Source organism: Arthrobacter sp. RAF14 (assembly GCF_052114185.1).
In the GTDB taxonomy this organism is placed as follows: domain Bacteria; phylum Actinomycetota; class Actinomycetes; order Actinomycetales; family Micrococcaceae; genus Arthrobacter_E.
Map to the genome: position 1 here is coordinate 86,915 of NZ_JBFREG010000004.1, position 17,262 is coordinate 104,176.

At 66.8% G+C, this 17,262-nt stretch carries 11 protein-coding genes and 1 pseudogene; 9 read left to right on the plus strand and 3 right to left on the minus strand.

The window, feature by feature from the left end:
• Nucleotides 1-45: 45 nt before the first annotated feature.
• The 3 genes from AB4Y75_RS11950 (at nt 46) to panD (ending at nt 2,865) form a co-directional block, all read left to right on the plus strand.
• Nucleotides 46-1,572, plus strand: coding sequence for an SDR family oxidoreductase (locus tag AB4Y75_RS11950; RefSeq protein WP_441436104.1), 1,527 nt, complete (start codon nt 46-48; stop codon nt 1,570-1,572).
• A 94-nt stretch (nt 1,573-1,666) separates the two neighbouring features.
• Entirely contained in the window at nt 1,667-2,422 is a 756-nt protein-coding gene (locus AB4Y75_RS11955) for a sugar phosphate isomerase/epimerase family protein (RefSeq protein WP_441436105.1), read from the plus strand.
• A 32-nt stretch (nt 2,423-2,454) separates the two neighbouring features.
• Complete coding sequence (gene panD / locus AB4Y75_RS11960; protein WP_441436106.1) at nt 2,455-2,865, plus strand: aspartate 1-decarboxylase; 411 nt, start codon at nt 2,455-2,457, stop codon at nt 2,863-2,865.
• A gap of 215 nt (nt 2,866-3,080) precedes the next feature.
• Here panD and AB4Y75_RS11965 read toward each other — a convergent pair whose 3' ends face one another.
• Nucleotides 3,081-7,205 carry an SdrD B-like domain-containing protein gene (locus AB4Y75_RS11965; protein WP_441436107.1) on the minus strand — a complete coding sequence of 1,375 codons (4,125 nt, stop codon included), beginning with the start codon at nt 7,203-7,205 and terminating at the stop codon, nt 3,081-3,083.
• A gap of 301 nt (nt 7,206-7,506) precedes the next feature.
• Here AB4Y75_RS11965 and AB4Y75_RS11970 point away from each other — a divergent pair, with 301 nt between their 5' ends.
• Together AB4Y75_RS11970 and AB4Y75_RS11975 are read left to right on the plus strand one after the other, a co-directional pair.
• Complete coding sequence (locus tag AB4Y75_RS11970; protein ID WP_441436108.1) at nt 7,507-8,166, plus strand: FadR/GntR family transcriptional regulator; 660 nt, start codon at nt 7,507-7,509, stop codon at nt 8,164-8,166.
• Between the two features lie 81 nt (nt 8,167-8,247).
• Nucleotides 8,248-8,931: an FCD domain-containing protein gene (locus AB4Y75_RS11975; protein ID WP_441436109.1), complete on the plus strand. Its 684-nt coding sequence runs from the start codon at nt 8,248-8,250 to the stop codon at nt 8,929-8,931.
• 191 nt (nt 8,932-9,122) lie between these two features.
• Here AB4Y75_RS11975 and AB4Y75_RS11980 read toward each other — a convergent pair whose 3' ends face one another.
• The gene (locus AB4Y75_RS11980) at nt 9,123-13,457 is read right to left on the minus strand and encodes a DUF7507 domain-containing protein (protein ID WP_441436110.1); all 4,335 of its coding nucleotides are present in this window, start codon (nt 13,455-13,457) and stop codon (nt 9,123-9,125) included.
• Between the two features lie 375 nt (nt 13,458-13,832).
• Between AB4Y75_RS11980 and AB4Y75_RS11985 the strand changes: the two genes are divergently transcribed.
• The 3 genes and pseudogenes from AB4Y75_RS11985 to AB4Y75_RS11995 form a co-directional block, all read left to right on the plus strand.
• Nucleotides 13,833-14,039 carry a hypothetical protein gene (locus AB4Y75_RS11985; protein WP_441436111.1) on the plus strand — a complete coding sequence of 69 codons (207 nt, stop codon included), beginning with the start codon at nt 13,833-13,835 and terminating at the stop codon, nt 14,037-14,039.
• A gap of 11 nt (nt 14,040-14,050) precedes the next feature.
• Nucleotides 14,051-14,524 carry a hypothetical protein gene (locus tag AB4Y75_RS11990; RefSeq protein ID WP_441436112.1) on the plus strand — a complete coding sequence of 158 codons (474 nt, stop codon included), beginning with the start codon at nt 14,051-14,053 and terminating at the stop codon, nt 14,522-14,524.
• Between the two features lie 3 nt (nt 14,525-14,527).
• A pseudogene (locus AB4Y75_RS11995) lies at nt 14,528-15,092 on the plus strand (ATP-binding cassette domain-containing protein); the annotation flags it as partial.
• Between the two features lie 84 nt (nt 15,093-15,176).
• Here the strand turns inward: AB4Y75_RS11995 and AB4Y75_RS12000 are convergent.
• Nucleotides 15,177-16,181 (minus strand): heparan-alpha-glucosaminide N-acetyltransferase domain-containing protein, encoded by a 1,005-nt coding sequence (locus AB4Y75_RS12000; RefSeq protein WP_441436113.1) that lies wholly within the window; start codon nt 16,179-16,181, stop codon nt 15,177-15,179.
• Nucleotides 16,182-16,311: 130 nt separating this feature from the next.
• Between AB4Y75_RS12000 and AB4Y75_RS12005 the strand changes: the two genes are divergently transcribed.
• Nucleotides 16,312-17,247, plus strand: a complete 936-nt coding sequence (locus AB4Y75_RS12005; protein ID WP_441436114.1) for an AEC family transporter — start codon at nt 16,312-16,314, stop codon at nt 17,245-17,247.
• Nucleotides 17,248-17,262 lie beyond the last annotated feature (15 nt).

A 17,262-nucleotide genomic window follows, 5' to 3' on the forward strand; every position in this document is an offset into this window, starting at 1 on the left:
AGTAATCGATGCGTGTCCAGACAGAGCGCAGACAGGAGGATTCCGATGTCCGCAGAAGATCACGGGAACCGCGCGCGCCGGACCATCGCGGTCGCAGGCGCCACGGGATATCTCGGCGGCCGCCTGGTCCCCCGGCTCGTCGAAGCCGGCCACCGGGTCCGCGTGCTCGCCCGCACCCCGGAGAAGCTCCGGGATGTGCCCTGGCACGACGACGTCGAGGTGGTGCCCGGGAGCCTCGAGGACGCGGAAGCCATGACAGCCCTCTGCCGCGGGGCCGACGTGCTCTACTACCTGGTGCACTCGATGGGCGGCGGATCCCACGAGCGCTTCGCGGAGCGGGAACGCGTCGGCGCGCAGACCGTCGCCCAGGCCGCGCACCGCGCCGGTGTGAGCCGCATCGTCTACCTCAGCGGCCTCAACCCCGGCACCAACCTGAGCCGGCACCTCCAGTCGCGGCGCGACGTCGGCCGCATTCTGCTCGCTTCGGGCGTCCCGACGGCGGTGCTCCAGGCCGGCTTGGTGATCGGCTCGGGCTCGGCGAGTTTCGAGATGATCCGGCATCTGACGGACGTCCTGCCGGTCATGCCCGCGCCGCGCTGGGTGCTGAACCGCGTCCAGCCGATCGCCGTGCGGGATGCCCTGTACTACCTTGAGGAGGCCGCGGAGCTGCCGCCCGAAGTGAACGCGACCTTCGACATCGGCGGGCCGAGCGTTCTCAGCTACGCGGACATGATGAAGGACTACGCCCGGGCGGCCGGGCTCCGGCCGCCCGTCATCCTCCCCCTCCCGGTGCTCACCCCGTGGCTGGCCGCGCAATGGGTGAACCTCGTGACGCCGATCCCCCGGTCCCTGGCGGTTCCGCTCGTCGAGTCCCTGCAGAACGACTGCGTGGTGCGGGAGCACTCCATCGATCAGCACATCGATCCCCCGCCCGGCGGGCTGACGGACTACCGGCGGGCGGTCGAGCTGGCGCTGGTCAAGATCGAGCGCGGCGAGGTGGAGACCACCTGGGCCGGTTCGAGTGCCGTGCAGACCCCGTCCGATCCGCTGCCGAGCGACCCCGACTGGACCGGCGGCACCGTGTTCACGGACACGCGGGTCCAGAAGACGGAGGCCTCGCCCGAGGAGCTGTGGGACGTCATCCAGGGGATCGGCGGCGAGAACGGCTGGTACTCGTTCCCGCTCGCCTGGTCGGTGCGGGGCTGGATCGACAAGCTGGCCGGTGGTGTCGGGCTGCGCCGGGGTCGCCGCGACCCCAAACTCCTGCACCTGGGCGACGTGCTCGACTGGTGGCGCGTGGAGGCTCTCGATCCCGGCCACCTGCTCCGGCTGCGGGCGGAGATGAAGGTGCCGGGCCGGGCCTGGCTGGAGCTGTCGATCGAGCAGGCGGGCGGCGGCACGGAGTACCACCAGCGTGCCATCTTCCTGCCCCACGGCCTGCCGGGACGGCTGTACTGGCTGGCGGTCCTGCCGTTCCACGGTGTCATCTTCAAGGGGATGGCCGTCCGCATCACGGAGGCCGCCGCTCGCCGTGCGAGCGTGAGCCGGCACGAGGCGAACGCCGGGCGCTGACGGGCGCTGACGGGCGGAACCTGAACCGGCGAAGGCGGTGTGCAACTGCGGTCATCTCCGCCCGCACCTCCCGGCTCACGCCTAGGCTGGCTTCATGCCCGACCTCACCCTGGGGCTCTGCTCCGTCACCTTCCGGCACCTCGACGTTCCCGGGGTCCTCGCCGCGGCGACCGGCGCCGGCCTGGCGGGGATCGAATGGGGTTCCGATGTGCACTGCCCGGACCCGGCCACCGCCCTGGAAGTCCGCCGCCTCACCGAGGCCGCGGGGCTGCGCGTCCTTTCCCTGGGCTCCTACCACCGGGCCGAGTCGCACGACGACGACTTCCGCCCCGTCCTCGACACCGCACTCGCGCTGGGCGCACCACGGATCCGCGTCTGGGCGGGAACGCGCGGCACCGAGGCGTCCAGCCCGGCTCACCGGGCGCGGGTGATCCGCGGCCTGCGGGATGCCGCCGACGCGGCGGCGGAGGCCGGCGTCGTGCTGGCACTGGAATATCACCGCAACACCCTCACCGACACCCTGGAGAGCACGCAGGCGCTGCTGGAGGAGGTGGACCGGGATAACGTCGGTGTGTACTGGCAGCCGAATGTGGATCAACCCGCCGAGGAAGCTCTTCGCCACCTCGAAGCACTACTGCCCCGGCTGTCCGGGCTGCACTGTTTCTCCTGGTGGCCGTTCGATGCGCGTCTGCCGCTGGAGGCCCGGGAGGACCTCTGGCTCGGCGCCGTGGACGTGCTGCGCAAAGCGGACGAGCCCATTGAGGTGATGTTCGAGTTCGTTCCCGAGGATGCTCCCGCCGCCCTGACGCGCGACGCCGCGTGGCTGAGACGGGCGATGGACGCGGGCTGACGATCAGCCGGGCGGCGTAGACTTGAGTCGCTATGCTGCGCACCATGTTCAAGTCCAAAATCCACCGTGCCACGGTGACCCACGCCGATCTCCACTATGTGGGGTCGGTGACAGTGGACCTCGACCTTCTGGAAGCCTCGGACATCCTGCCCGGCGAGCTCGTCTCGATCGTGGACGTCACGAACGGTTCGCGGCTGGAGACGTACACGATCGCGGGCGAGCGAGGCTCCGGCGTGATCGGAATCAATGGCGCCGCCGCGCATCTGGTCCACGTGGGCGACACCGTCATCCTCATGAGCTACGGCCAGATGACCAGCGAGGAAGCGCGCGCGTTCGTCCCCAGCGTGGTGCACGTGGACGGCGAGAACCGCATCATCCAGCTGGGCTCGGATCCCGCCGAAGCCGTCACGGCCGGCTCGGTCCGCCCGCCGCACGCTCTCTGAACCGTCCAGCGGTCCAGCCCTCCGGGCTCCCTTCCCGCCGGACACCCGGATCCCTGCACACCTCTCCGGCGCGATGACGCCGGCGAGCCGTCCCCGGACTTCATAGCACCGCCGCACTGCCCCCGCCCCATGCATTTCGTGCAATCCTGACGACGCCGAAGGCCCCGCCGCTCCAGGTGAGGAGCAACGGGGCCTTCAGTGGCCGCAGCGAGGGGTCAGTGCTGGCGGCGACGGCGGAAGATCAGCAGCGCGGCGCCGCCGAGGAACAGAAGTGCTCCTGCGGCGATGGTGCCCATGCTGAGGTTCGCGCCGGTGTAGGCGAGGTCCCCGCCCGGTGCCGGATTCCCGGGGTCGGCCGGGTTGCCGGGTGCCGGCTGACCAGGCTTGGCCGGGTGGCTCGGGGCCGGGGACCCGGGGGTGCCCGGGTGGCTCGGCTCCGGGGCCACGTAGGTGATGGTCACCTTCGCGCCGGTCTCGTTCCCGTTACGGTCCTTCACGGTGTAGTTCACCGGGGTGGGGTTACCCGTGAAGCCCTTCTCCGGGGTGAAGGTGATGTCACCGGTCTTGGGATCGACCGTCCACTTGCCCTCGCCCGGGACGACCAGCTCGGAAACCGGCTTGCCGTTCGGGTCGGTGATCTTCACCGTCGCGGGATCGAGGTTGCCCTGGTCGTTCTTCAACGTCGGCACCGTGACAGTCGAGCCCTGCTTGTTGTTCAGGGACTCGTCATCGCTGGCCTTCGGCAGGACCACCAGACCTCCATCGACGTCGCGACGGTTCGGGTTCTCCGGCGTCAGCGAGACGGTGTCGGAGACACCGTTGGGGTCGATGTTGGAATCGGTTCCGCGATCAGAACCGGCACCGGCGGTGGTGGCCTTGGTCCCGGCCGGGAGATCGACCTTGACCTTGTAGTCGCCCATCGGCAGGTCCGTGAACAGGTAGTTCCCGTCCTTGTCGGTCGTGGTGGTGATGGGGTTGCCGTTGGCGTCCTTGACGGGGTTGCCGTCCTTGTCCAGCAGCTCCACCTTCACACCCGAGACACCGGGCTCGCTCGGGTCCTGGACACCGTCACCGTTGTCATCACGCCAGACCTTGTCGCCCAGCGAACCGAGCGGGACCAGGCCCGCGTCGACGTCGCGACGATTCCGGTTGTCCGGCGTCAGCGAGACGGTGTCGGAGACGCCGTTGGGGTCGATGTTGGAGTCGGTTCCGCGATCAGAACCGGCACCAGCGGTCGTGGCCTTGGTCCCGGCCGGAAGATCGACCTTGACCTTGTAGTCGCCCATCGGCAGATCCGTGAACAGGTAGTTCCCGTCCTTGTCCGTGGTGGTGGTGATCGGGTTACCGCTGGCGTCCTTGACGGGGTTGCCGTCCTTGTCCAGCAACTCCACCTTCACACCCGAGACACCGGGCTCGCTCGGATCCTGGATGCCGTCACCGTTGTCATCGCGCCAGACCTTGTCGCCCAGCGAACCGACGGGGACGATGCCGGCGTCCACGGTCATGTTGTCCGGAGCGTCAGCGGTGAGGCTGACCGCACTGGTCACACCCGTGGCCGGGTCAGGATTGGAATCCTTCGCCTGGTCGGTCCCTGCACCCTCCGAGGTGAACTTGCTGTCCTGCGGAAGGTCGAACTTCACCTTGTAATCGCCCAGCGGGAGATCGCTGAACTTGTAGTTGCCGTTCGCATCCGTGGTGGTCGTGATCGGGTTGCCGTTGGAGTCCTTGACGGGGTTGCCGTCCTTGTCCAGCAGCTCCACCTTCACATCGGAAATGCCGGGCTCGTTGTCGCCCTGCACGCCGTCACCGTTGTCATCACGCCACACCTTGTCACCCAGCGAGCCGAGCGGCACGATGCCGGCGTCGACGTCGCGACGGTTCCGGTTGTCCGGGGTCAGCGAGACCGTGTCGGAGACACCGTTGGGGTCGATGTTCGAGTCGGTTCCGCGGTCGGAACCGGCACCGGCGGTCGTGGCCTTGCTCCCGGTCGGGAGATCGACCTTGACCTTGTAATCACCCATCGGCAGGTCCGTGAACAGGTAGTTCCCGTCCTTGTCCGTGGTGGTCGTGATCGGGTTGCCGTTGGCATCCTTGACGGGGTTACCGTCCTTATCCAGCAGCTCCACCTTCACACCAGCAACACCAGGCTCGTTCGGGTCCTGGATGCCGTCACCGTTGTCATCGCGCCAGACCTTGTCACCCAGGGAACCGAGCGGGACGATGCCTGCGTCGACGGTCATGTTGTCCGGAGCGTCAGCGGTCAGGCTGACCGCACTGGTCACACCCGTGGCCGGGTCAGCGTTGGAGTCCTTGGCCTGGTCGGTCCCTGCACCCTCCGAGGTGAACTTGCTGTCCTGCGGAAGGTCGAACTTCACCTTATAGTCGCCCAGCGGGAGGCCGGTGAACTTGTAGTTGCCGTTCGCGTCCGTGGTCGTGGTGATGGGGTTGCCGTTGGCGTCCTTGACGGGGTTGCCGTCCTTGTCCAGCAGCTCCACCTTCACATCAGAGATGCCCGGCTCATTCGGATCCTGGATCCCATCACCGTTGTCATCACGCCACACCTTGTCGCCCAGCGAACCGAGCTTCACGATGCCGGCGTCGACCGTCATGTTGTCCGGGTTCTCCGGGGTCAGCGCCACGGTGTCGGAGACACCGTTCGGGTCGATGTTCGAGTCCTTGGACCGGTCATCACCCGAGTTCGCGCTCGTGGCCTTCGAACCTTCCGGAAGATCGACCTTGACCTTGTAACTGCCCAGCGGGAGATCGCTGAACTTGTAGTTGCCGTTCGCATCCGTGGTGGTGGTGATCGGGTTGCCGTTGGCGTCCTTGACGGGGTTGCCGTCCTGATCCAGCAGCTCCACCTTCACACCCGACACACCGGGCTCGTTCGGGTCCTGGATGCCGTCACCATTGTCGTCGCGCCAGACCTTGTCACCCAGGGAGCCCGTCGGGATGATGCCCGCGTCCAGGGTGAGGTTCTCCGGCGCCTCGCTGTTCAGCGTGACCGGACCGGTGACTCCGGTGGCCGGGTCGGCGTCGGAGTCCACGGCGTCGTCAGTGCCCTGATTCGCCTTGGTGAGCGACGTGCCGGCCGGAAGACCGGTGAACTTGACCTTGTAGGTGCCGAACGGCAGATCGGTGAACTTGTAGTTGCCGTTCGAGTCCGTGGTTGTCGTGATCGGGTTGCCGTTCGCGTCGTTGACGGGGTTACCATCCGCGTCCAGCAGCTGAACCTTGACGCCCTCGACGCCGGGCTCTCCGTCACTCTGGAGGCCGTCACCGTTGGTGTCGCGCCAGACCTTGTCTCCGAGGGAGCCGTTCTGCGGCAGGCGCAGGGAGATCCGCTGAAGATCCGAGTTCGTTGCATCGGTTTCGTCCCGCGGGAGGCGAACACGCTCAGTCTCGACGGTGTTCGCACCATTCACGCCATCGGCGTACTGCGTGCCGTCATTGGCGAAGAACTCCGAGCCCGTGCCGTACTGCGCAGAGGGGAACTCTGAGAAGGGAGTGGACTTGGCATCAATCTGGAAAGTCACTTCCGAGAAGGTTCCCTGCAGGGTGATGGAGCCACAGCCCGCATTGTCCACCGTCGGGCCCTGATGGCTGGTCCCGGGGGTGTACACGGTATTGCTGTCACAGCGCGGGTCGGCATTGGCGTTCTTCACCAGGAGCCGCTTGCCGCCCTGGCCCACCTGAAGGTTACGGGACCCGGACGAGAGCTGGGCGAAGGAGACACCATCCGTGGCGATGAGCCACTGCGTGTTGTTGAAAGACCCGCGGGCGTAGTCGTAACCACCGGGGTTGTCCTTGTGCTGATAGAGCATCGACGCGCCGCCGATACCGGTGAGGTCCAAGACCGGGTCGGTCACGGGCTTGGAGAACTTCAGCGTCAGAGTGCCGGTGTTCTCGCACAGGGTGCTGAGGTTCTGATGCCCGGCAGAGCCGAGGTCACCGCCACAGGTGGAGCTGTTGGACAAGAGGCCGAGGGCCGGCACTGAAGCAGGGTTCGGCGAACCCGTCAGCATGGAGCTCGTGGCACCGTAAGAGCCCTGGTTGCCGCCGTCGGTGATGAAGTTCGTTCCCGGCAGCTGGGAGCTGTTCTGCTGGAAGAGCGCATCGACGCTCACGGCCCCGGTGTTGAGGGGGAAGGAACTCGTCGCGTGAGTGGAAGCGTTCACGCCGGACGGGGTGTATTGGCTGTTCTGGGATCCGGAATCCTGGATCTGCCAAGTGTTGTTGAAGACGTAGCCATTCTGTTGCGCCGCGTTGGCAGGGGCGGCACCGAGGACTTGAAGCCCTGCCAGTCCCGTCAGCCCTGCCAGAGCAAGCGTCACGCTCATGGTTGCGGAAGCTGTCTTCCGCGCCAAGCCTAGAGACATGGGTGCTCCTGATCATTGTGAAAGGGGGCCTTCCCTGCCCCGAAAGGACTGAGAAGAAGAGAGACTGTCCAGACGTCGAACCGCTAAATGTCGGACAGTTACCCCGCCATGTTATCCCGGATGTCTTTCGGAGGCCACCGCCCGCCGTCCAGGCGAGGCCGGTGTCACGCCGCAACCGCCGAGGTGCTCTGCGCACTACGCCCGACTACTCGGTCGGTTGACAGTGGGCGTTCGATAGTGTCCTTGGCCTACCCTTGGAACTGTGACATCTCTGCGCCCCGCCACCCGTAACGTCCCCCTCTCTGTCCAGATCGGGGACCAATTGCGCGAGAACATCACGAATGGCACCTGGCCGGTCGGCACCAAGGTTCCCGGCGAATTCGAGCTCATGAAGACCTTTGAGACGAGCCGGAACACAGTGCGGGAGTCGCTGCGCGCCTTGGTTCACCTCGGCCTCCTCGAGTCCCGGCCCGGCGACGGAACCTACGTCCGCTCGACCAGTGAACTCGGGGCCGTCCTCGCTCGCCGCGTCAAGGACGATGGGTCGGATGAAGTTCTTGAAGTGCGCGCCGGACTGGAGATCCAGGCATCGCGGTTGGCCGCGACCCGCGTATCGGAAGATCAGCTCGACCTGATTTCAGGGCATCTGCAGGACCGCGAAAACGCCGGCGACGCACAGGAACGACTCCTGGCTGACATCCGCTTTCATCGAGCCATCGTGGAGGCCTCGGGCAATCCTCTGATGGCCGAACTCCATTACGGCCTCGAACCGGCCGTCCTCGAAAACGCGCAGAACTACCCGAAGATCGAAGACCCGGCCGCCCTGGAGCAGGAGCACCGAGACCTTCTGAGCGCACTTCAGCAGAGGGATGCCAGCGCGGCTGTCGCCGCAGCACAGGCGATCGTGGACGGCTTCAGATAAGAGTCGGCTCGGCCCGCCCCCTGCTTTCGCGCACACCTGAGTCCTGCCGTTCAGGCCTCTCAATTGTCGTACACTTGACAGGTGAATGTCGATCACACCACCCCTCCGGCAGACGGCACCTCGTACAGCTTTGCGCAGCGTCTCGAACACTGGATCAACTCCGGCGCGTGGCCCCACGGCACCACCCTGCCCAGCCTCTCCGAGCTCAGCCGCATCTTCAAAGACCAGGACATGTCGAGCATCCAGGAGGTCCTCGACGGCTTCCTGTCTCAAGGGGTTCTTCTTCTCGACGCCGAGTCGGGTCGGCTGTCGGCTCGCGACTGGATCTCCTCCCCCGACGGCAGCCATGGATGCGCCGATCTCGATCAACCCTTTGAAAGCGTTGCAGACCGGGCGCACGCCCTCGGGGAAGCCCGCAACGCACTGCTGTGCCAGTGCGTCCGCCGTCTGGCATCACGCGCGACCCAGGAGGATCTCGACCACCTGGAGTTCGCCCTCGCCCGGGCCGTCGAGAACCAGTCGGCGGAGAGTCTGGCGGCATTCGACCGCGAACTCGTCCTCCGGACGGGCAACGGTCTGATGCTGCGGATCTACGACCGGTTGAATGACCTGGGAACGGCGGAGTCCAGCGCCGGGCTCAGCGCCCCATCACCTGATCAGGCACTCGCCCGGACCGAACTCCTGACAGCGATCGGCGCAGGGGAGACCTCCGCCGCGGTCCGCTTCGCCGAAGGACTTGCGACCTCGCGCCACCGCGTCGCCTGAGGTCAGCTCTCCCGCCGGCCTTCGCCTCCAAGCCACCACCCCATCGGTCCGCTCCTCAGTTTTCCGCGGCGCCTGACCTGAGAAATCAGCACGCCGGGACCGCGTACCGGCGCTTGAATGCCTGAAGCCCGCCAGCGTTGACGCTGGCGGGCTTCAGGCATCTCACGCCGTTTTTGGCACGGCCGTGCTTCTCAGCAATCGGACTCCGCGGCCTCCCGACGGCGGAACGCGACCACGAGCGCCAGTCCGGTGAGCACCAGAGCCGCCGCACCGAGCGCCAGGCCCGGACCGCTGGCCGCGCCCGTCTCAGCGAGGGGCGGTGCCGTCGGCGCCGTCGGCGTTCCCTTGAGCGTCACCGACGACGGCTGCGAGCCGACGGCGGAGCCATCCGGAGCGATGGCGGATGCCGTCGCCGTGTTGCTCAGCTTCCCCTGGGCAAGGTCTTCGCCCGTCACGACATAGGCGGCGGTGCACCGCACCGAGGCGCCGGGTGCCAGCCCCGCCGTTTCCTTCGGGCAGGAGACCGGAGACAGCTTGCCGCTCCCCGAGAACGATCCCTCACGCACGGCCGGCTCCCTGAGGGTGACATTGCCCGTGTTGGTGATCGTGAACGTGTAGACGACGCGCTCCCCCACGTGGCCGAGCACCGTCCGGTCAGCCGTCTTCACCAGGGTGAGCGCCGGTGCCGGCTTCTGAGGCACGGACACCTCGGAAGGCTGTGAGCCCACGGGCTGCCCTGAGGGGGTCTTCCCTGAAGCCGTGGCGGTGTTCGTCACCGAACCCCGGTCGACATCCACCTGAGTCACCAGATAGGTGGCCGTGCAGGTCACCGAGGCTCCCGGCGCCACGGACCTCGCGGCCTCCGGACACGTGATCCCCGACATCCGACCCGAGCCCGTGAACGAGCCTTCCTGAATGGTCACGTCCGTCAGGGTCACGTTTCCGGTGTTCGTGGCCACGAAGGAGTATGTGACCTTCTCCCCCGCCTTCAGGGTGGTCTTGTCGGCCGACTTCACCAGCGACAGCCCAGGATGAGGATCCTGAGGGACGGTGACTTCTGACGGCTCCGAGGTCACGGGGTCGCCCGTGGGTGGAGTCCCCGTGGCCGTGGCGGTGTTGTGCAGCGAACCACGGTCCACATCGGCCTGCGTCACCTCATAGCTCGCAGTGCACGTGGCGCTGTCCCCGGGAGCCAAAGGCGTCTTCGGGCAGGACGTGGCACCGAGCGTGCCGGAGCCGGTGAAGGTTCCCTCGGTGACCTTGAGGTCGTGCAGGGTCACATTGCCCGTGTTGGTGATTTTGAAGGAATAGGTGATCGTCTCACCCGCCTTCAGCTCGGTCTTGTCCGCGGACTTGGTCATCGTCAGGTCCGGCTTAGGGTCTCCTGGAAGGGTGACCTCGGAGGGGGATGATCCGACCGGCTTGCCCGAGGGATCGTCACCGCCGGCCGTCGCCGAGTTGTGCACCGAGCCACGGTCCACATCCTCCTGAGTGACGGTGTACGTCGCAGTGCAGCGAACCGACTCTCCAGGCGCCAGGCTCTTCGCCGCGTCTGGACAGCTGATCGCGGAGAGCTTCCCGGAACCGGTGAATTCCCCTTCGGTGATCTTCACGTCGTGAAGGGTCACGTTGCCGGTGTTGGTGGCGTCGAAGTAGTACGTCACCTTCTGGCCCGCGACGAGTTCCGCCGTACTCGCACTCTTCTGCAGCGCGAGCCCGGGCTTCTGATCCACGGGGACGGTCACCGACGACGGTGAGGATTTCACGGGCGAACCCGCGGGCGGCGTCCCCTCCGCGGTCGCCGTGTTCTGGACGGATCCACGATCCACATCGGCCTGCGTGACCTGGTAGCTCGCCGTGCACGTCACGGAAGCACCCGGCGCGAGGGACTTGGCCGCGTCAGGACAGTCGATGGCGGACATCTTTCCGCTTCCGGTGAAGGCTCCTTCCGCGATCGCCACGTCATGCAGGGTGACGTTCCCGGTGTTGGTCACCGCGAACGAGTAGCTGATGGTGTCACCCACGGCGCCCACCCGGGAGGGCGAAGCACTCTTCTGCAAACTGAGGCTCGGCTTCGGGTCGGACGGGACGCTGGCCTGTGACGGCTCCGAGGTCACCGGATCCGCGCCGTTGGGCGGCGTCCCCGCCGCCGTGGCGCTGTTCTTCACGGACCCCCGGTCGACGTCGGCCTGGGTGACCTGATACGTCGCAGTGCACGTGACCGAGTCACCGGGAGCGAGGGACGTCTGCGGGCAGGAGATGGCCGAGAGCTTCCCGGAACCGGTGAAGGATCCCTCGTTGACCTTCACATCCTTCAAGGTCACATTGCCCGTGTTCTTCACGGCGAAGGAGTAGGTGATCGTCTCACCCACGACGAGCTCCGTCTTGTCGGCGGACTTGGTCAGGGTGACAGCAGGCTTCTGCTGCGCCGGGATGCTCACCTTCGACGGGTCGGAGGTGACCGGATCCCCGGTGGGCGGCTGACCGCCGGCGGTCGCCGAGTTGTCCAACGATCCGCGGTCCACATCGACCTGGGTAACCTGATACGTGGCCGTGCACGTCACCTGCTGTCCGGGCGCCAGCGAGGAAGCCGCGTCCGGGCAGGAGACCTGGGGCTTCGCGCCCGATCCCGTGAACTCGTCCTCATTGATGTGGACGTCCTTCAAAGTCACGTTGCCCGTGTTCTTCACGGCGAAGGAGTAGGTGACCGTCTGACCCGCCACGAGCTCCGTCTTGTCCGCCGTCTTGGTCAGCGTGATGCCCGGCTTCGGGTCCTCGGGGATCTTCACGGTGGACGGATCGCTGGTCACCGGGTCCTTGCCCGGCGGCGTCCCGTGGGCCGTCGCGGTGTTCTCCACGGTGCCCTGATCCACATCGGCCTGAGTGACCTGGTAAGTGGCGGTGCACGTGACCTGATCCCCCGGCTTGAGCGCCGACGCCGGGGCCGGGCAGCTGACCACGGGCTTCTCACCGTTGCCGCTGAACGCGGTCTCGTCCACGCCGACATCGTTCAAGGGCACATTGCCCGTGTTGGTGATGACGAAGGAGTACGTCAGGGTTTCCCCGGCGACGAGCTCGGTCTTGTCCACGGACTTCACCAGCGTGAGGGCCGGGGACGCCTTGGTCACCGGGGTCCGGGTCTCGCTGGTGGCCGACTTCACCGTGGCGGTGCTGCCGGGCGGATTGCCGCTGGCCGACGCCACATTGTGCACCTCACCTGCGTTCTCATCGTCCGCGGTGATCGTGTACTGCGCGGTGCAGGTGGTGGACGCACCGGGAGCGAGATCTCCCGACGGGCAGGTGACCGGACCGACCTTGGGATCATCGACGGCGATGTTGGTGAGTGCGGTCTTCCCGGTGTTGGTCACCTCGAAGGTGTAGGCGATGGTGTCCCCGGCGTCGGTGATCCCGTCATTGTTCGCGTCGACGGGGGCGCCCGCCTTCTTGACCAGGGAGATACCCGTGGTGAGGGCGGTATTGGTCAGGGTGCATTCGACGTCATCACCGATGGCGACGAAGATGTCCTGCGACGTTCCGGCGTCCCCCTGCGGCAAAGAGGAGTCCACCTGGTCGAAGTTGGTGCACTTCCACGACGTCGAGTAATTGCTCAGGTTGCCGCTCACCGCGCTCTCACGGAAGTGGAACGGCATACCCGGCACCGGGGTGACCACGGAGTTCTTGCCCGTGGTGGCGCTGGTGCCCGTAGGCCCTGTGGAGCCGTGGGCGACATCCGCGGCATCGCTGCTGATGTCCACCTGGAAGTCATCACCCGGGAAACGCGAGGCCACGGTCTTGTTCATCTTGACCGAGGAGACCAGGACGCCGAAGGCCACAGCCTCGCGACCGCCGCCAGCCATGCTCTGAGAGAAGGTGACGGGACGCTGCGAGGCGAGGATTGCCGTGCCGGTCTTGGCCGCCGTCCCGGCGCCCGTGCATTTGACCTGCGTGGTGCCGACACCGGTGAAACCACCGGCGCACGCGTTGCCCAGACCATTGCCCGTACGGGTCGCGGTCAGCGAGGTGATGGGACTCGTCGAATTCCAGGTGATCGATTCATTGACGTCCGTGGATTCGGCGTCGGCGCCGACCATGGACCACTGGGTCACTTCCATGCCCTGGGGTGTCACCACGCGCATATTGCTGAGGGTCAGCGTGCTCTTCGGGCCGGTCTGGCCGGCATCCGCCTGATACAGCGCAGGCTTTCCCGCGGTGCCTGAGTAGAAGCCCCGGTTGCCGAGGTAGGCGCCGCTCCAGGTGGGGAAGGCGGCCGGAGCGATCGGAGCACCGCTACGGGTGACCGTGGCGTAAAGGGTGTTCCCGCCATCGATCGTGAAGGCGAAATCCTGGCCGTTGACCGCTTTCGCGGGATCGAGCCCGGAGAAGTCGAGCCAGCACAAGGTGTCGGCGTACTTTCCGGTCCCCGTCGCGGAGAAGTGACACGAGGTGTTGGTGGCCGCTGCGGCCGCCGGCGCACCGGCCACGACGACGGCGAGGGCGGTGGCAAGCCCGAGAACGAGGGCCGCCACCGCCGCCGTAATCCTCCGGAGACGGCGTGCGGCGCGTCCCAGGAACAGCCCCGGCGACGGCCGGCGCCGTCCTGGGGTCACGTGGTTTCGGCTCCCCCTGGAGCGCAACCAAGTATGAGTGAACATTTCCCCTCCTTGGCGGCGAACCGCCGTTCGGATGCGAGCGAGAATCCTGCTGTTGTCCACCCCATGGTTTCTTCAAATGCGTGAAGCGTCAAATGTCCGACATTATTTCACCGAACATGACGCTCGGGACCCTTTTCGGCATCGAAGACGTATCGCCCGAGGTCGGAGGCGTGATATAGCTTTCATATACAGATGTCGGACACTTCCGGGAAGCATTCGGGAGCGGGCGCATCACAGGGCTGACAGCACATGACAGGATCCGGCGCCAGTACCGCCGGCACGACGGGAGGGAACATCATGGGTGGGGACATCCTGAACGACGTCACGAGCTGGCTTTTCGCGATCGGTCTGATGGTGGGAGCGGTTTCGCTCCTCGTCTTCATCGGCGTCGGGCTGGCCCCGTTGTTCCGCAAGGACGCCGCTTCGCCACAGGCCCGGCAGCAGCGGCACCACTGAGAAGCGGCCCGATGAAGGGGAGCACGACACACGACGTTCCGCTGCCTGGGCGCCCCTGGTCGCCTCATGGGGCGCCGCCGGCCATCGACGGCGCATCGATCGCTGCAGTCCGCGAACACCTGGTCGAGGCATATCGCCCCGGGCTTCCCGGCCCGCAGCATCGCCGCCTGCTCAGGGACATCGCGCTTCCCGAGGCGGTACTGGTGCGCCTCGACCGCCAGACCCACAGGACCGATGCGGTCGATGAACTGGACAGGTCATCCAGCAGGGAGTTCCTCCAGGGGATCATTCCCGCGTCCGCGGACGCGCTCCGTCAGGGTCGCGCGGACATCACCGGCGGCCTCGCGCGCATCTGGTGCGCCACAGCCGAGGATCACGACGACGAAGCGGCCGGCGCGGCCCGCCTGCAGTCGGTCCACTTGGCGAAGGTCCGGCAGGACTGGAAAATCACGGCGATCGTGGCGCAGATTCCCCAGGCCACCTAGGCAGGGGCGCACGGCGCCGGGAAGTCGACGCTCCTGACCCTCATAGGGCGGCTCATCGAGGCGGATTCCGGATCCATCACCGTGGGCGGGCTGGACGTGCGACGGGCGGTTCCCGCATTCCAAGGGCCGTCTGACCGCCGAGTGCGTGGCCGCCGTGGACTCCGCCCTGGATTTCCTGAACCTGACGGAACTGCAGGACCGGTTCCTTGACCAGCTCTCCGGCGGGCAGCGGCAGCGCGCGTTCGTGGCCATGGTCCTGGCGCAGGACACGGACTACATCCTCCTGGACGAGCCACTGAACAATCTGGACATGAAGCACTCGGTCCTCATGATGAAACAGCTCCGCCGGGCCGCCGATGAACTCGGCAAGACCGTGGTGCTCGTGGTCCATGACGTGAACTTCGCCGCGGCCTACTCGGACAGGATCGTCGCCCTGCGTGACGGGCTGCTGGTCCACGAGGGAACGGTCGAGGAGACCATGACCGCGGAGGTGCTGACCGGAGTCTTCGACACCCCGGTCACCGTTCACACGATCGGCTGCCACCCGACGGCGGTGTACACGCACTGAAGCGTCGCAGCTAGCAAGCCGCCGCTTCCTCCGGCAGCGCGGAGGCGGGCACGCGGGCCGGCCGGAGCGGCTTCGGACGCAGTGTCACGCGTCCCATGAGCCACTCCACCGGGCCCGTTCCGACCCACCTGTCCCAGCACCAAGCCAGCACCAAGCCAGCACCAACGGGAGGATGACCACCATCGCCCAGCCTGCCGGGTCGAAGCGCGTCGGCAGCATCCGCTCGTGCGTGTTCACCCACCAGGCGATCAGGCCGACATGCAGCAAATACAGGCTCAGGGCGTGACGGCCCCAGACCTTGAGGGGAGCGAACACGCGGTCGGCCGCCGCCCGCAGCGGCCCGGACGCCGTCGCGAGCAGCACGACGGCGACGCACACGGCGAGGACCAGTCCGGCGTCGTGCAGGGTGTCGACGTAGCTGCCGGAGACGCGGAGCTCGCGGCCCGAGATCTTCTCGGCCAGCGGCCTGGCCGCGTACGCGACCGGGGCGGCCACCGCCATGCTCCAGAGCACGGGGCCGCGCCGCAGCCCGTGGCGGATGAGCAAGCCGCCGAGCAGGAAGAACGGCAGGAGGTTGGTCAGGCGATACGAACCGCCGAGCGCCACCATGTCCGCGAAGAACCGGGTGACCGGGTCCGCGGTGTAGATCCAGGTCTGGGACCGGGCGAACGCGTTCAGCGGATCGCCCACCAGGACCACCACCAGGGCGACCGCCGCCACCCAGGCGGTCCGGAGCCGGAGCAACGGGACTCCGATGATCAGCAGCAGACCGAGGTAGGCGAGCACCACCATGACCCAGGTGCCCCACGTGGCCATCCAGAGACCGAGGGCGATCAGGATGACCCCGCGCAGCACCTGTTGCAGGTAGGTGAATCCACCGCGGGACGAGGCGTTCCAGGTCAGCTGCGCGGACATGCCCATGACGAGGGCGAAGAGGGGCGAGGCGAGGTCATTGATGTTCCCCACCGCGAACTCCACCGCTTTGGGCGCATTCGGATGGAATCTGGCCGCATGAGCGATGAGCATGGCGACGATCGCGATTCCGCGCAGCACATCGGGCACGGGCAGGCGCTGAGACAGTGATTTCATGTGTTCCCCCTGACATGGTCCACTTCATCCTAAGGGCCCTGTCGAGAGGCCGGGCAGCCCCACCGCTCCACCGCGGCCCAATAAATGAGACAAAATAGTCCACACTCTGGACCTCGGTTAGGCTGAGAGCGTGTTGGGAGTTCTCGCCGGTTTCTTCGTGGTCTGGGCCATCATCGGGGTGGGCTGGTTCGTCGGGCGACGCGGGATCCTCGGTCCCAACGCCGGGCAGACCCTCAGCAGGCTCGCCTTCTTCGTCGCCAGCCCGGCCCTGCTGTTCGAGACGCTTTCCAAGGCGCGTCTGGAGGATGTGCTCGGTCCACAGCTCGCGGTGGCCGCCATCAGCGGGACCGCGGTGGGCATCGCTTACCTTCTGGTCAGCAAGCTCCTCCTGAAGCGCGAAGGCCCGGAGAGCATCATCGGCGCCATGAGCGCCAGCCAGGCCAACAGCGCGAACCTCGGCATCCCCATCGCGGTGTACGTGCTGGGAGACGCGAGCTACGTGGCACCCCTGCTGATCTTCCAGCTGGCGTTCTACAACCCCCTGAACCTGATGCTGCTGGATGCCACGCTCGGCGGGCGCAGCACCCGGCAGAACCCGGTGGTCAAGTTCTTCCTGATCATCCTCCGCAACCCCGTGATCGTCTCCTCGGCGCTGGCACTCATCCTGTCCGCCCTGCACCTCCGGCTCCCCGATCTGGTGCTCCAGCCCATCCACTTCATCGGCGGCGCGGCGGTCCCGGCCATGCTCATGTCCTTCGGCATGTCCCTCAACGGCAACCGTCCGCTCGCAGCGGCGAGCGGACGGCGACCGGACATCCTCGTGGCATCCTCCTTCAAACTGCTGCTGCACCCGGTCCTCGCGTTCCTGGCCGCGCACTTCATCCTCGGGCTGGACGGCCACGCCCTCTTCGCCGCCACGATCGCCGGAGCGCTGCCGACCGCGCAGAACGTCTTCGTCGCGGCGAACCGTTACCAGCAGGGCGTGACCATCGCCAAGGACACCGTGCTGATCACCACGATCATCGCGGTGCCGGCCATGCTCGTGATCGCGGCGCTCCTGCACTGAGCTTCGTCACCGCTA